We start from the raw sequence: 15,092 nt of genomic DNA on the forward strand, positions 1-15,092 counted from the left end.
GTTAGTTCTCCGAAGGCTGGCTGATGCTGTCGATGACCAGAACTTCGACCGGGCCTTTGGAGGGGTGAAGCGTAAGACCGAGCTGGTCCCGTACCGCAGTAAAGAAAAATTGGCCTGTACCATCGGATTCGGCCTGAGACCAATTCATCTCGCAGTCATAAGCGCCTTCGAGGCCAGTCTTGTCGATCACAGGACGACCTTGAAGCTCGGGCTGGTGGCTAAGCGTCGCGACGATGAGCCAAAACGGCCAGCCCTTGGTGCGCAGGTGCAAGGATTGCATGAGGACCTTCTGCTCAGAAGGTGAGGGCGGGTGCCAGCCCGGTGGAGGCGGCGGAGGCGCGGGCGCCTCGGACCAGCGGAAGCGCGGATTGGAGGGGTCGGCAATGGCGGGCTTAGAGGTGGTGTCGCGCGGGCACTTGAGACCACCCTTCGCAATTTCTAGGAGGTAGAGGGGAAGCTCACGCGTCTCGAAGTGGTAGGTAAGGTGAAAGCGCTCGACGAGCATGGATTGCACCATCAGGCTCATCTGCACATCTCGGTCGTCGCGGCTTAGCTTGCGAAGGCTGGCAACCTGCTCTTCGTCCAGCTTGCCTTGAATGTCGAAGTGGTCATTTGTAATCCACGAGGGTGCGTTCGCAAGCTCTTTGTCGTATCCGAGGCCGAAGGCATAGGCAAGCACCTGCTTGATGGTGGTGCGCTCTGCGCGATAGCTGTCGGGGCTGACGCTGCCGCGCCCGAGATCCTGGTTGGGGTTGGTGGGGCGCACACTGACGACGTCGAAGCTGGGCATGGGAGATGCCGGATGCAGAAGCTGCGCAGAGGCCACGCTACACAACAGGAGGATGCAGGGAAGAAGAAATCTGCTCAGTGTCATGAACGAAGTGCCTCCGTACGGGTAAGGCTGGACTGGCCGATGCGCGGCGCGAAAGTTGGAGATAGAGAACGTTGACTGCGACATGGCTCCAACGGCAAATGTCATCTTTCGAACCTCTGTAAAGGCACGGTCTCAACCTATGTAGCATTCTACTGTTTGGCATGTCAAGTAAGTCGCCGTCGAGGCGAATTCCTCACGATCCAGCTTGCGATAAAAAACCGCACGCCCTTAATTCAGAGGACGTGCGGTCTTCACTACTTTGCTCTCAAACTGCGTTGCTATTTATCGCGAAGCAGGGCGTCGGCGGCCCACAGGACCGGTGCCTGTCCGTGGAAGTCGCCGGTGCGGCGCTTGCGCTGGTAGTAGTAGTCGAGATCGTTCTTCTTGCCGGTGCCCTCGCAGACCTGGGTCACGTCGTGGTTCTGATCGACGTAGCCAACGACGGCGATCCAGCTTTTACGCGCCGCCGGGCCGTAGGTCGCGGCATCGAGCCAACCGTTTTTGACACCGGTAATCATGGCGAAGCTGAACATCGCCGAGCTCGAAGTCTCGGGCCATGCGTCGTCCTTGTCGATGAGCTGGCGCCACATGCCGTCCTTGCCCTGGTACTTCAGCAGGCCGTTCATCATCAGGCGATAGCCCATCATGATGCGGCCGCGGTCGGGATGGTCGTTAGGCAGGCTGCGCAGCATCTCCGCCATGCCCGCCGCCACCCATCCATCGCCGCGGCCCCAATAGAACTGCACGTCGGGCGCGTGGAAGAAGAGGCCGTTAGGCTGTTGCAGCTTGTCGAGATAAGCGACCATCTCTTTCGCGTCGCGGTCGAGGTATTTTTTGTCGCCGGTGGCGCGATAGGCTTCGAGCTGCAACATCGTCAGCATGTACATGTCGTCGATCCAGTAGCGCGTCTCGTCGGACGTGCCATCGGCCAGCGGATGGTTCCACTGCTCGTCGGCGAAGGTCTTGCCGAAGTCGAGGTACTTGGAGTCCTTGGTCTGGATGGCGATCTCCATCGGCACAACGCCGAAGATCTGGTCATCGACGTGGTGGCGCTTCGGGATGCGGTCCGCCTCTGCTCCGCCGGGCATCAATGGGTCGAAGCGTTTGATCAGCTCCTGCCGCAGCGCGTCGTCGTGGGTCAGCTCGGCGAACTGGAGCGCGCCGTACCACGCGCAGACCTCGGAGTAATGAATGGTCTTGGTGTACTGGTGCGGGCTGGCCACGAAGTGTTCCGCAAGCGCCTTGCCTACCTCTTGCGGCGAGTCGCCCGCAGGCCATTGATCGAAGTAGTTCTGCTGGGCCGAGGCTACACCGAGACAACCGAGCAACAGGCATCCGGACAACAACATCTTGTTCATCTTCAACGCTCCAAAATGGATGAGTTTTCTACGTGAAACATTTTACGCATTGAGGATGTTGATGGTCGCGGAAGGCATTAAAGGCTGCGAAGATAGCGGACTTCTTCGACGGTGATGCCCCAGATGGTGTCGTTTCGCCGATGGTCGTCGCTTGTCCAGCCGTCGCGTCGATAGAAGCGTTCGGCGCGAAGGTTGCCAGCCAACACCCAAAGGAGGGCATGCTGAAAGCCTGCCTGAACGAGGTGCGCGCGAGCTGCTGCCATCAACGCTGCGCCGATGCCTTGGCCCCATTGCTCGGGGTCGACATAGAGAGCATAGATCTCGCCGTAGCTGGGCAGGTCAGAGTCGCGCGACGGCGCGGCGGTGACAAATCCGCGGATGCATCCATCGTCTTCTGCCACGATGGTTCGCGGCTTCTGCGGGTCAAGGGTAGCGAAGTCGTAGTGCGGGGCGCGGTCTTCGGCACGAAGCTGGTCGAGGTAATCGTCGGGGAGCAGCCTTCGATAGGCAACCTGCCATGACCGCACATGCACACTGGCTACAGCGAGAGCATCGTCGGGTTGAGCGGGTCGCAGTAGCATGTCTTAGGAGAACAATAGCAGTGAAAGAGTGGGAGAGAATTAAACCGGCATGAGCGACAACGACACCATCGTGGCTATCTCGACACCGCCGGGGCGCGGTGGAATCGGCATCGTCCGGCTGTCCGGCCCGTCTGCTCGCGCGATTGCGGAGCCGCTGCTTCGATTGCGGCATCCGCTTGCGGCTGGGCAGGCACGGTTTGCCGAGATTCTCGATATAGAAAAAAAAGATAAAACGCCGTTACTAAGAAAAGAGAGCATCGTTCTCGACGAAGCTGTCGTCACGTATTTCGCAGCCCCAAACTCTTACACCGCCGAAGACATCGTGGAGATCGCGGCGCACGGATCGCCAGTGCTTCTCGACTATCTTGTGCGCACCTGCATCGCCAACGGCGCGCGGCTTGCCGAACCCGGCGAATTTACGCAGCGCGCGTTTCTCGCAGGACGTCTCGACCTGACGCAAGCCGAAGCCGTTCACGACCTCATCGAATCGACCACGCTGCACCAGGCACGCGTCGCCGCGCAGCAACTCGGCGGTGCGCTCTCCCGTCAGGTCGCTCCTATTAAGGAGAAGCTAGTGCACCTCATCGCGTCGCTCGAAGCTGGAATCGACTTTGCCGAAGACGATATCGATCTGCTACCTGCCTCTGCAATCACCGCGCAGATCCAGGCGATCGAAGTTCCGCTCGCTTCATTGGAGAAGACCTTCAGCTACGGCCGCATCGTTCGCGACGGATTCACCCTCACCATCGTAGGCAGGCCCAACGCAGGCAAGTCGTCGCTCTTCAACCGCCTCGTCGAACGCGACCGCGCCATCGTCACCGCAACCCCCGGCACGACCCGCGACCTCGTCACCGAGCGCGTCTCGCTTGAAGGCATTCCGCTGGAGCTTGTCGATACGGCAGGCCTGCGCGATGCGGCCGACGAGGCCGAGACCATCGGCATCGCCAAGTCACGCGAGGCCATGGCCGAGGCCGACATCGTGCTGCTCGTGCTCGACGCCACCGCGCCGCTGCACCCCGAGGATGAAGCCGCGATTGCCGCGCACACAACGCGGCCTCTGTTGATTGCGCGTAACAAGCACGACCTTGCCCCCGGCACATCGCTGCCCAATCAGCACCATCGCGTCCTTCAAACCTCGGCGCTCACCGGCGAAGGCATCGCCGAGCTGCGCCGTGCCATTCTTGCGCTGATCACCACCGCCGCGCCGAGCAGTGAGACAGCCCTGCTGACGAACCTCCGCCAGCAGCAGGCGGTCTCGACAACGCTCGCTGCACTCGCCCGAGCCCGCACGGCCGTGGCCGCTGCCATTCCTCACGAGATGCTTTTGCTTGATCTCTACGAAGCGCTGCAATCGCTCGATAGTTTAACCGGCGTCACAACCACCGACGATATCCTTCACCTGATCTTCAGCACCTTCTGCATCGGAAAATAGTAAGAGATCTTAGGCAGCATCGCAGTCAAACAACACTGCAAAGGAGCGCCCAGCCCGCTCGCATACGGCCTTCTTACAGGCACACGAAATCGCGATTCAGCGCCAGCCCAGTGCGGGAGCCACCGTCGTCAGAATCGCCTCCATCACATGCGCGTTGTAGGCAACGCCCAGTTGGTTCGGAACCGTAAGCAATAGCGTATCGGCCTCTGCAATCGCCTCGTCTCCTCGAAGCTGCTCCACCAGCACATCCGGTTCCGCAGCATAGCTACGCCCAAAGATCGCCCGCGTCGTGGGGTCGATGAAGCCGACCTTGTCCGCTTCCTCAGCTCCCCGTCCGAAGTACGCACGATCACGGTCATCGATCAACGCGAAGATACTGCGGCTGACAGAGACGCGCGGAGCGCGGGCATGGCCCGCCTCCTTCCATGCCGCACGAAACACGCGAATCTGCTTGGCCTGCTGAACGTGAAACGGCTCACCCGTCTCATCGTCTTTGAGTGTCGAAGACTGCAGATTCATTCCCAGCTTCGCCGCCCACACCGCCGTCGCATTCGAACCCGCGCCCCACCAGATACGCTCGCGCAATCCCTCCGAGTAAGGCTCAAGCCGCAGCAGCCCCGGCGGATTTGGAAACATCGGGCGAGGATTCGGCTGCGCAAATCCCTCGCCGCGCAGCAGCTCAAAAAACTCCTCGGCATGCCGCCGCCCCATCGCCGCATCGCTCTCGCCCTCGGCCGGACGATAGCCAAAATACCGCCACCCATCGATCACCTGCTCCGGCGAGCCGCGACTGATCCCCAACTGCAAACGCCCGCCCGCAATCAGGTCCGCCGCCCCCGCGTCCTCCACCATGTAATGCGGATTCTCATACCGCATATCGATCACGGCCGTGCCGATCTCAATCGTGCGTGTCCTCGCACCCACCGCCGCCAGCAGCGGAAACGGTGACGCCAGTTGCCGCGCATAGTGATGAACGCGAAAGTAAGCGCCATCCATCCCCAGTCGCTCCGCCTCCACGGCAAGATCGATGGACTGCAAAAGAGTGTCAGCCGCCGACCGCGTCTCGGACTGCGGCGAAGGCGTCCAGTGACCGAATGAGAGAAATCCAATTTTTTTCATGCAAGCTAAGTCTACCGTTCCGGCTCAGAGAGCGGCCCTGGACAAGCCAAAATCCACCACGCACCGGCCACGGCAACTTAACCAGCGCGGCCAGCCGCTTTTAGAACCTGTCCAAAAACTATGGGAATTGTCCGACGCAACCCGAATGTACGTCATTTCGACCGAAGCTGCGCAGTTTTATCGCGCGGCGCAGTGGAGAAACCCCTGTATTTCGTCTTTGTTTTTCTCCACACTTGTAGTTTCTGGACAGGTTCTTAGAAGAGTCGCGTCCCAATCAACATCAAAGAACTGCGTTACATGATCTTCGTAGGTATCTCGCTGGCCGCTGACACAATCCGGTCGCGGCCGTGCCGCTTGGCCTGATAGAGCGCTTCGTCCGCCGCCTGGATCAGGTTGGCCGAGCTGCCGTCGTGGGGAAACTCATACGTGGCAGCACCAATGCTGATGGTGACGAACTGCCCGATCGGCGTCTCGTTCTTCAGATGCAGCGCGCGCGCGAACTCCCGCATCCTGAACGCGACCGTGTCGGCACCGCGCGCGTCTGTCGCCGAGAGAATCACGCCGAACTCCTCGCCGCCGTAGCGTGCCAGCAGGTCGGCGGTGCGCGGCAGTGCCGATTGCAGCGCCTGTGCGATCTCGATAAGGCAGGCGTCGCCGTAGGGATGGCCGTACTTGTCGTTGAGGTTCTTGAAGTAGTCCACGTCGATCATCAGCAGCGACAGCGGGCTCTTGCGCCGCACCGCTCGCCGCCACTCCACCTCGAGCGTGCGGTCGAAGCTGCGCCGGTTCGCGACGCCGGTCAGGCTGTCGGTCAACGACATCGCCTCCATCGTGTCGCGGGCGGCCTGCAGCTCGTGCTGGGCCTGCATGTAGCGGCTCTGCAACAGTGTCGCGCGAACCGCATATACCGCCAGCGCCACGGCGATGCCGCTCATCCCGATATAGAAGTGTTGCCGAACCAGCGCCGCTCCAAGCACAAGCAGCGCGACCGTGAAGAAGATGGGGCTGGCGTTGTCGATGAACAGGGTCAGCGGCTTGCGCCGAGACGACTGCACCGTCTCCTCGCACTCTCCGAAGAGCGCCACTGCGGCGACCGAGAGAATAGCAAAAGGAAGCGTGGTCAGCAGGTCGTACAGGCCGGTGTGCTCGTTGGTCGAGATGGTGATGTGGTTGTACAGGGCGGCCAGCACGGCATAGATCCAGAGATAGCTGCACAGCACCTGATAGAAGCGCCGCTCTTCGCCGTCGGTGGTATAGGCCAGCAGCCGCAAGGTTGCGACGGCGGCCAGCGCGAAGCCCTCTATGTTGTAGGTCACCAGAAGCCGCGAGACCGAGAGCGGATTTTGACTGCGATGCGCGAAGGGCAGCACGGAAAAGACCGCCACGTAGATCAGAAACGCCGTCATCAGCACCTGAATGGCGTCGAGCCACACAAACGCTGCGTTCTGTTCGCCTTCGGTCGGCGAGGAGATTGCCAGCAGCACTGGCATCCCATAAACGAAGAACAGGAAGTCGGAGAAGTCCGCGCCCGCCATCGGGTTGTAGAGCGAGAGGTCTTCCCGCGCCGCAAACAGAATTCCCACGCCCCAGATCGCGAGTGCCGCGCAAAGCAGCATCCAGAGCAGGCGCGTGCGCACGGCATGGGTGCGGGCGTGCCACCAGCAAACCGCCAGCGCAAGCCACGGAGCCAGGATCATGAACGGGTAGGAGACACCCATCGCATGGGCAGGAACCAGCTTGATACATGCCGCTTGAAGGCCCAGATACGCCATCGCGAACAGAATTACGTGCTTCGATTTCAACGGACGATTCAACAAAGGTCCCATAGGGTCGCGGTGATTAAACACATGAATTTTTGCTTCCTGAGAAAAAGTAAAGAAAAGCATTCCAGCAATCAATCAAGTAAAAGTAGGATGCAAAAAGCCACATTTAACAGGCCTTGCTGACATTACACGGTTTTTTAGCGAAAGCAATTCCCAGTTCGGGTAATTCCGCATCTAAAGTACGGATTAGAGATGCCCGATGAGCGCACCGGTTCCAGGCAGAGTCTCCCCTCCCCTTCGCAAACAGCGAATCAATCAACCTTTAGGATGAGGACGCGACCGCTCCCTAAGCCCGGCGGCGATAACGGATAGCGAACTCATAGCTCGGATTCGGCGGAAAGAGCTTTGCCACCAGCCGCAGCCGGTCGGCCAGCGCCTGCGGGGCCAGCAGCGGATACTCTCGCTCGCGCAGCTCGGAGTAGTCGAAATCCACCGAGAGCGACAACTGGTAGATGGCCACCGCATCGGAGAAGGCCGACTCCAGAAAGCTCGACTTGGCCTTCTCGTCGATCGCAGGTTTGCCCTCGACTTTTCCCGAGCTCAGGTCGCCCTTGAGCGACAGGTTCCGGCTCTCCCACGAGTCCTGGCTGGTCTCTCCGCGCACATCGGCCAGCGCCTGCGTCCACACCAGATGGTTGAACTCCTCCGGCACGCCCGCCACGTCCACAAAGGCATGGCCGACGTTGATGAAGAACTCGAACGCCAGCGCGAACCGGTCGCCCAGCAGCCGGGTCGAGATGAAGACGCCCTCGCCGTCATCGAGCGTCACGTTGCGGTGGCACGTCGCCTGGTCGCCCAGTTCGGGAGAGAAGGCAGGCGCAACCAGCGTCGTCTCGCTGCCCCGGCTCTCGCTCAGCGCAAGCGGCACAAAGTAGTAGGTCTTCCGCGCAAGCGCATGGGCAACCGCCACCGGCACCGCCTGCACCATGCGATCGAAGTCCTTTTGCTCCAGGCTGTTCTCGCCGAACACGGCATAGCTGACACCGTTGGCGGCCTTCTGCGCTACCGCCTCGCGGGCAACCTGCGCCGCCTCAATCAACCCGTTCTGAACGCTCTCTGCCATAAAGCAGTATTCTACTGGTATGACGCAGACCTCGCAGAACGGGACCCTGAACGGAACATTGAACGGAACACTGGCTGCTCCCCGCGCCTTCGGCTCAGGCTATCTCTTCGGCATTCCCCTGGGCGACCTCGGCTTCTTTACCACGCTGATTATGAGCGGCGCGGTGGCCTTCGCCGCCTTCTTTGCCTCGACCTTCTGCGCCATCGTCGTCCTTCTCTTCGACAAGGCAGCCACCAGCCGCATGCCCGACTTCACCATCACCTATAAGTGGGTCGGCCTTCCTGTAGGCATCGCTGTACTGGTCCTGACGCTCGGATATCTGGGCACGCTATGGATCAAGCGCAAGCTACGCAAAGCCTAGAGATTTAAAATCCCACGCGCGTCCTATTAACCTTAACCGGGACACTCAGCCACAACGCGCATCATCATCTCGAACCGAGCGCGCAGCCACAACCCACGCCATCACAACCGGTCTCCTTCAACCACAACGGCACGTCATCTCGACCGAAGCCGCGCAGTTTTATCGCGCGGCGTAGTGGAGAGACCCCTGTATTTGTTCTTGCCGTTGCCTGTTCTTCCGAACGTTCCCCAGGCATTCTTCCACAGTTTGAGTCAGCCTTCAGCACCTCAAACCACCCTCTCCCATTCAGCCTTTTACCCGCTTTTTGCCCCAAAATGAACCAAAATCCGAACAAAACCGGCAAAAACCCGAAAAAACCTGTGGAAACCGAAGAAATCGGGTTGACAAAGCGCTCGGAAAAGCCGAAGGTGAATTGCGGTACGGTTCTCCGCACCCGCATGAACACTGGTGAACACGCATCCGGCAACGGATGTTTTTCCTCACCGGATCTTCACGCGGGCAAGGCGAGCGGGCCCAGAGTTTTTATATTTTGAACGCAAGAAGGAGTAATACATGGCAAAGGGAATGACTAAGACAGCACTGGTTCGCCACCTGGCGGAGAAGCTCGAGATCACCAACAAGCAGGCAGCAGCCGGCATCGAGCTGCTCGCTGAGACCGCAGTCAAAGAGACCAAGAAGAACGGCGAGTTCACCATTCCCGGCATCGGCAAGCTGGTAAAGGCAGAGCGCAAGGCCCGCCTCGGTCGCAACCCCCAGACCGGCGAGACCATCAAGATCAAGGCAAAGACCGTGGTCAAGTTCCGCGTCGCCAAGGTTGCCAAGGACACGATCGCTCCGCCCAAGAAGTAACTTTGTCGCGGTAGCATCATGAATGAACTACGATAGCCCGTTGTGTCCCTGCCACCCGGCAGAGGCACAACGGGCTATCGTTTTGCCCAACCCAGACCACCACAAACATACCCGTCACAACCGGCAGCGAAGCCGCCACAAAAGCACGTCACCGCAATCGGATGCGTCACCACAAAAGCACGTCATCTCAACCAGAAGCATCTCAAAGCACGTCATCTCGACCGAAGCGAAGCGAAGTGGAGAGACCCCTGTATTTCGCCCTCGCCGTTGCCTGTTCTTAAAATCCCCGCAGAGCCGCGGTCGGTCTTCGCCTTTGATTGGTGCTAATCAATCGGTGTCACACCATCCTGCGGCACCGATGCCTTCGGAATCAGCGCACGCGCCACCAGCGACACACCCAGCGAGACGATCACGCCCTGCGTAATCAAAAACGCGTTATACCGATACCCCACGGCGATAAACGCAATCGCCACACCCCACATATAAATCTCGCCAAGCAAAGCCGTACCCCACGCAGCAGGCGTCTGCGATGAAGCCACACGCGGCGTAAGCGCAGGCAGCAGCCGCGGAACCCGCGCACAGTAGGCCAGATAAGGCTCGCCCAGCTTCGCCGCAAGAAAAGCCTCTTCGCCCAGAATCAATCGAATCTGAAAAACCACAATCGCAACGATCGTGAACACAGCGCCGCTCGGCGGCATCAGCAGCGCCAGAGCCAGCACATGGATCACGGTCCCGAGGTAGAGCGGATTGCGCACGAAACGATAAGGCCCGGAAGCGACCACGCCGTTGCCCTGAAACGTATGCGCCTTGACGGTATTGGCTCCTAGATACGCCGAGCCCCATGTACGCAGCGCAGCACCCGCGAGCGCACAAACAATGCCAACGATCAGCAGCACGTTGAACGCGGTCGCAATGCCGACCGTACCCGACTTCAGCATCGCCAGATAGGCCGCCAGCGTCCCCCAGACGTGCGCGTTAGGGCCAGACGAGTCCACATGCAGCCAGCGGTCCCACGGCGCCGTAAAGCCCAGCACGATGATGACGAAGTGAATCAGGAAGCGAAACCGAAACTCAAACATTGTAGCTTTCATCTCTCCGCTCAGCGGACCTCTTTCTTTCGCATTCCACCACGCCTGCAACACCTATAGCTATTTCCTCTCAGGTGTAAATCTCTTCGCTTGTCATTCCCGAAGAAAACAGGTGTGGCTTCCTTTTGTTTGCCATTCCCCAAGGGAACAGGGATAGCTTCCTTTCGCTTGTCATTCCCGAAGGGAATCTGCGTTTTGCTCGAATCACCAAAGCTTTATCCGGAGGAGAACCGCTCTAACTCAACCGCAGATCCCAACAAAACCTCAACCCAAAATAAGTAACCAAATTAGTTACAAATTAATCCTGCCCACCCAGCGCAGTTAGAATCGCATCAAAATCCTCCAGCCCGGAGTACTCGATAATCACCCGTCCCTTGCCTTTTTTATCTTCGATCTGGACTTTCAAGCCCAGCGTCCGCCGCAGCTTGTCCTCGGCCTCGCGAACATTGGGGTCCACCTCGGGCTTCGCCTTGTCCGCCTTCTTCTGTTTCGACTCCGGATTGATCAGCCCCTGAACATACGTCTCCGTCTGCCGCACCGACAGAGACAGCGCAATCACCTTTTGCGCTGCCGCACTCATCGACTCCGCCGTATCCAGCGACAGCAGCGCCCGCGCATGGCCGAAGCTCAGGTCGCCGGACTCCACCTTCTGCTGCACCGTCTCCGGCAAACGCAACAAACGAAGGAAGTTAGCCACACTGGCCCGCTCCTTGCCGGTGCGCGTCGCCATCTGCTCCTGTGTCAGGTGAAACTGCTGGCTCAACCGCTGATACGCCCGCGCCTGCTCCATCGGGTTCAGATCGGCACGCTGCAGATTCTCGACAATCGTGATCTCGAGCGTCTGCTCATCCGACACCTGTCGCACGATCGCCGGGATCGTCGACTTGCCAACGCGACGGCTCGCCAGCCAGCGGCGCTCGCCCGCGATCAGTTGATAGCGGTTCGGCACATCCAGCGGCCTCACCAGGATCGGCTGCACCACGCCCGTCGCCGCAATCGAAGCGGCCAGTTCGGCCATCTTCGCGTCATCAAAGCGCGTACGCGTCTGAAAGGGGTTGCGCTCAATATGGTCGAGCGGAATCTCGAGCGGCTTGCCGTTCGATTCGACGGCAGCCGTAGCCGCGATCTGGGGAACGACTGCCGGACGTGCAGGCAGCAGAGATTCGAGACCTTTGCCCAGCGCCCGGCGCTTAGGATCGTGAGTGGTAGCGGTTGGCATATTTTTACGCTTTCTGTTGTCTTTCCCTTGACCTGTCTTGACTTTGATTTGTCATCCTTCCGCAAAGCGGGAGGACCTGCGTTTGCCGTTGCCTTTTTCTAAATCGGTGTAAAGCCGGGTGCCCCATGTCCCGCTTCTGGGACGTGGGTTTTCAAAGCGGCACAAAATCCAACTCCAACCCTTACTTCGAAGACCGCCAAAACCTCTTCTTCTCCGGCTGCTGGAACGACTTCAGCGAACTCGCGGCAGCAGCAGCGGAAGCCTTGCGGCGCTGCTCCTCGGGGCTCTTGATCTGGTTGCGCGCCAGCAGCTCCATCGCGAGCTCGCGGTAAGCCTCCGCTCCCCGCGACTTGGGATCGTAGAGCGAGACCGGCTTGCCGTGGCTGGGCGCTTCGGCCAGCCGAATGTTACGTGGAATCGTTGTCGTCAACAGCTTGTCGGCGAAGAACCCCTTCAGGTTCTCCGTCACCTGCTGCGAGAGGTTGGTGCGGTCGTCATACATCGTCAACAACACGCCCTCCAGCGACAGCTTCGGATTAAAGGACTGCGTCACCCGGTCGAGCGTCGACATCAGCTCCGAGATGCCCTCCAGCGCGAAGTACTCCGCCTGCATCGGCACCAACAACCCATCCGCCGCCACCAGCGAGTTCAGCGTCAGCAAATCCAGCGCGGGCGGACAATCCAAAATGATGAAGGGGTACCTGGCACGGACCGGCTCCAGCGCATCGCGCAACCGGTACTCGCGGCGGTCCTGCGCTACCAGCTCGATGTTCGCGCCGATCAGGTTTTTGCTGCCGGGAATCAGCGAGAGGTTCTCGACCTCGGTCGGCACGATGATCTTGTCGGCAGCGGCATGGCCCATCAGCAGGTCGTAGATGCTCGAACGCTCTTCGTCGCGCCCGAAGCCGAGGCCGCCGGTAGTATTCGCCTGGGGATCGCAATCGATCAGCAGGGTCTGCAGGCCCTCCAGCGCGAGCGCGGCGGCAAGATTGATAGCGGTAGTCGTCTTGCCGACTCCACCCTTCTGATTGACGACTGCGAGCACCTTGGAACCGGTCGCGCCGGATGGTTCAGGGGTGGGCTTGGAACCGGAAGGAGCGCTTGGCTGAGGCTTACTGGATGGAGGATTTTCGGGCATGGCTTGGTAGATGAAAGGGTATCGGGCATAGGCCGCATGCGCAATATCGTTCTCGGTGTGGAGAAGCGCCGCCATCTGTGGAGAACTTGTGGAATCCGCCTTTTCGGGCATATTCAGGGGAGTTAGGGGTGGCGCGGTGTGGAAAACTTTTGTTCCACGTGGAACAATTAGCGCGAAGCTGGGTGCCCCATGTCCCGATTCTGGGGCGTGGGTTTACGAAGCGCCAAAAATCTTGCCACCCACCCAATGTTCCACGTGGAACATCAACCCCGCGAAGCAATCAACAATACCCCGCTCTGCGAGCCGGGTATAGCAACCGTGGTCTGTAGAGGAAACTTCACCAGCGCCGGAGCACTGGCCGCACTTGTCAGCAAAACCACCTGACGCAGCGCACGCGACTCGGCCGCAGCAACCGCCACAGCCATATTATCCACGGCCCGCAGCGCCACGCTGTGGAACTGCCGCTCTGCAGGCATCGCCTCCACCCGGCCGGCCCAGACCTCGGTCGAGAGCCCAAGCGTACGCACCACCTCGCGGAGAAAGCTCGCCTTCTTGTTCTGCGACTCTGCAAGGGTGACCTGGATCTCAGGATGCAGCAAAGCAATAGGAACTCCGGGAAAGCCCGCCCCAGAGCCTAAATCAAGCAGCGTCGGCGTGTCAGCAGCCAGATGCCGTGCGGCAAACAGGCTTTCGCCAAAGTGGCGGCGAACGATCTCTTCCGGATCACGGATGGCAGTCAGGTTGGTACGGGCATTCCACTTAAGCAAAAGGTCGAGATACGCCGAAAGCTGGGGAAGAATGCCCGCAGGCGGCGCGAGGTAGGGTTGTAGCAGGCTTGCAATTACGGACTCTGAGAGCGTGGCCATGGGGATGGTTCAGTATCTCAGATGGGTGCAGCCACAGCAGGAAGGCTTAACACCGATCTGCACCGATCACACCGATCAAAGACAAGAGTTGACCACGAATACCAGGGATAAGTGCGGATTTTAAAGCAAAGGCTTATCTCTTCCGTATTAATCCGTGGCATTCGTGGTCGCTTTATCGGTGTGATCGGTGCAGATCGGTGTTAAGTAGTTGCATGTTCCACGTGGAACAATCCAATCAAGCTGACTTATCGATCGACTTCAAACTGGCCTCCGCGTAGCGCTCACCCGTAATCTCCTCCTGCGGGACGGCTGCGGCAAGCTCCTCAACCTCGGCTGGCGTCAGCTTGATCGAAGCGGCTGCGGCGTTCTCTTCGAGGTATTTGCGCCGCTTGGTTCCGGGGATCGGCACAACGTCCTCTCCCTGCGCCAGAACCCAGGCCAGCGCTAGTTGCCCGGCCTTCACCCCTTTGCGCTCGGCGATAGCACGAACGCGCTCGACCAGAACCTGGTTTTGTGCGAGGGCCTCGTTGCTGAAACGGGGATATCGAGCGTTGCGGGTGTCCTTTTCGCCCAGATCGCTCACTTTGGCGATGGTTCCGGTCAAAAAGCCGCGACCCAACGGGCTATACGGAACGAATCCGATGCCAAGCTCGCGTACCGTGGGCAGAATCTCGGCCTCGACGTGGCGCTCCCACAGAGAGTACTCGGTCTGGAGCGCAGTAATGGGGTGCACCTTATGGGCGCGGCGAATGGTCGCCGGAGACGCCTCGGATAGCCCTAAGTACCTTACTTTGCCTTGCTTTACCAGTTCCGCCATGGCTCCGACCGTGTCTTCAATGGGAGTATTGGGATCGACGCGGTGCTGGTAGTAGAGGTCGATGTGGTCGAGGCCGAGGCGCTGGAGCGAGGCATCGCAGGCGGCGCGAACGTACTCGGGCTTTCCGCTCAGCGACCATGTGTTTGGGTCTGCCTTGGTGCGGAGGTTGGCGAATTTAGTGGCGAGAAAGACCTCGTCGCGACGGCTGGCGATGGTTTTCCCGATAAGCTCCTCGTTGTCGCCGATACCGTAGACGTCGGCGGTATCGAGAAAATTGATGCCGAGATCGAGGGCACGCAGCAAGGTCGCTGCCGACTCCTCATCGTTGCGCTCGCCGTAAAACTCACTCATACCCATACAACCGAGACCCATGCGGGAGACGATTGCCCCTTGTGAACCTAACTTTACCTTTTCCATGCTCATAAAGGGGTTAGATGGCGGGCAGGAGAGTTATGGTGCGGTTGGCGCAATCATTGTCGCTTCAAAGCCGTGCCATAAAGCACG

Annotated in this window: 15 protein-coding genes; 3 read left to right on the top strand and 12 right to left on the bottom strand. The window is 59.6% G+C overall.

From position 1 onward, the window contains the following. Position 1: 1 nt before the first annotated feature. The 3 genes from GSQ81_RS14700 to GSQ81_RS14710 form a co-directional block, all read right to left on the bottom strand. Complete coding sequence (locus GSQ81_RS14700; protein ID WP_158911437.1) at positions 2–979, bottom strand: TIGR03435 family protein; 978 nt, start codon at positions 977–979, stop codon at positions 2–4. Positions 980–1,152: 173 nt separating this feature from the next. Continuing rightward, a complete protein-coding gene (locus GSQ81_RS14705) occupies positions 1,153–2,232 on the bottom strand; it encodes a glycoside hydrolase family 105 protein (RefSeq protein WP_158911438.1) in 1,080 nt (359 codons plus the stop codon). A 77-nt stretch (positions 2,233–2,309) separates the two neighbouring features. Further along, positions 2,310–2,813, bottom strand: a complete 504-nt coding sequence (locus GSQ81_RS14710; RefSeq protein WP_158911439.1) for a GNAT family N-acetyltransferase — start codon at positions 2,811–2,813, stop codon at positions 2,310–2,312. A gap of 49 nt (positions 2,814–2,862) precedes the next feature. On the opposite strand from GSQ81_RS14710, the gene mnmE reads away from it, so the two are divergent. Further along, on the top strand, positions 2,863–4,245 hold the full coding sequence (gene mnmE, locus GSQ81_RS14715; protein WP_158911440.1) for a tRNA uridine-5-carboxymethylaminomethyl(34) synthesis GTPase MnmE: 1,383 nt from the start codon (positions 2,863–2,865) through the stop codon (positions 4,243–4,245). A 96-nt stretch (positions 4,246–4,341) separates the two neighbouring features. On the opposite strand, the gene GSQ81_RS14720 is transcribed toward mnmE, so the two are convergent. The 3 genes from GSQ81_RS14720 to GSQ81_RS14730 form a co-directional block, all read right to left on the bottom strand. Beyond that, on the bottom strand, positions 4,342–5,364 hold the full coding sequence (locus GSQ81_RS14720; RefSeq protein ID WP_158911441.1) for an LLM class flavin-dependent oxidoreductase: 1,023 nt from the start codon (positions 5,362–5,364) through the stop codon (positions 4,342–4,344). 293 nt (positions 5,365–5,657) lie between these two features. Continuing rightward, positions 5,658–7,250: a diguanylate cyclase gene (locus GSQ81_RS14725; protein WP_158911442.1), complete on the bottom strand. Its 1,593-nt coding sequence runs from the start codon at positions 7,248–7,250 to the stop codon at positions 5,658–5,660. Between the two features lie 223 nt (positions 7,251–7,473). Further along, positions 7,474–8,250, bottom strand: coding sequence for a hypothetical protein (locus GSQ81_RS14730; RefSeq protein WP_158911443.1), 777 nt, complete (start codon positions 8,248–8,250; stop codon positions 7,474–7,476). Positions 8,251–8,269: 19 nt separating this feature from the next. Between GSQ81_RS14730 and GSQ81_RS14735 the strand changes: the two genes are divergently transcribed. Beyond that, positions 8,270–8,611: a hypothetical protein gene (locus tag GSQ81_RS14735; protein WP_158911444.1), complete on the top strand. Its 342-nt coding sequence runs from the start codon at positions 8,270–8,272 to the stop codon at positions 8,609–8,611. Positions 8,612–8,675: 64 nt separating this feature from the next. Here the strand turns inward: GSQ81_RS14735 and GSQ81_RS14740 are convergent, their stop codons facing one another. Continuing rightward, a complete protein-coding gene (locus GSQ81_RS14740) occupies positions 8,676–9,077 on the bottom strand; it encodes a hypothetical protein (protein WP_158911445.1) in 402 nt (133 codons plus the stop codon). Between the two features lie 86 nt (positions 9,078–9,163). Between GSQ81_RS14740 and GSQ81_RS14745 the strand changes: the two genes are divergently transcribed. Then, complete coding sequence (locus tag GSQ81_RS14745) at positions 9,164–9,460, top strand: HU family DNA-binding protein (protein ID WP_158911446.1); 297 nt, start codon at positions 9,164–9,166, stop codon at positions 9,458–9,460. 323 nt (positions 9,461–9,783) lie between these two features. Here GSQ81_RS14745 and GSQ81_RS14750 read toward each other — a convergent pair whose 3' ends face one another. The 5 genes from GSQ81_RS14750 to GSQ81_RS14770 all read right to left on the bottom strand — a co-directional run bounded on the left by GSQ81_RS14750 (position 9,784) and on the right by GSQ81_RS14770 (position 15,011). Further along, entirely contained in the window at positions 9,784–10,551 is a 768-nt protein-coding gene (locus tag GSQ81_RS14750; protein ID WP_158911447.1) for an isoprenylcysteine carboxylmethyltransferase family protein, read from the bottom strand. Positions 10,552–10,846: 295 nt separating this feature from the next. Further along, on the bottom strand, positions 10,847–11,767 hold the full coding sequence (locus tag GSQ81_RS14755) for a ParB/RepB/Spo0J family partition protein (protein ID WP_158911448.1): 921 nt from the start codon (positions 11,765–11,767) through the stop codon (positions 10,847–10,849). A gap of 181 nt (positions 11,768–11,948) precedes the next feature. After that, complete coding sequence (locus GSQ81_RS14760) at positions 11,949–12,980, bottom strand: ParA family protein (RefSeq protein WP_318523795.1); 1,032 nt, start codon at positions 12,978–12,980, stop codon at positions 11,949–11,951. Positions 12,981–13,168: 188 nt separating this feature from the next. Continuing rightward, on the bottom strand, positions 13,169–13,771 hold the full coding sequence (gene rsmG / locus GSQ81_RS14765; RefSeq protein ID WP_158911449.1) for a 16S rRNA (guanine(527)-N(7))-methyltransferase RsmG: 603 nt from the start codon (positions 13,769–13,771) through the stop codon (positions 13,169–13,171). Between the two features lie 235 nt (positions 13,772–14,006). Further along, positions 14,007–15,011, bottom strand: a complete 1,005-nt coding sequence (locus tag GSQ81_RS14770; protein ID WP_158911450.1) for an aldo/keto reductase — start codon at positions 15,009–15,011, stop codon at positions 14,007–14,009. Positions 15,012–15,092: the final 81 nt, after the last annotated feature.

The organism is Granulicella sp. L56 (assembly GCF_009765835.1).
In the GTDB taxonomy this organism is placed as follows: domain Bacteria; phylum Acidobacteriota; class Terriglobia; order Terriglobales; family Acidobacteriaceae; genus Edaphobacter.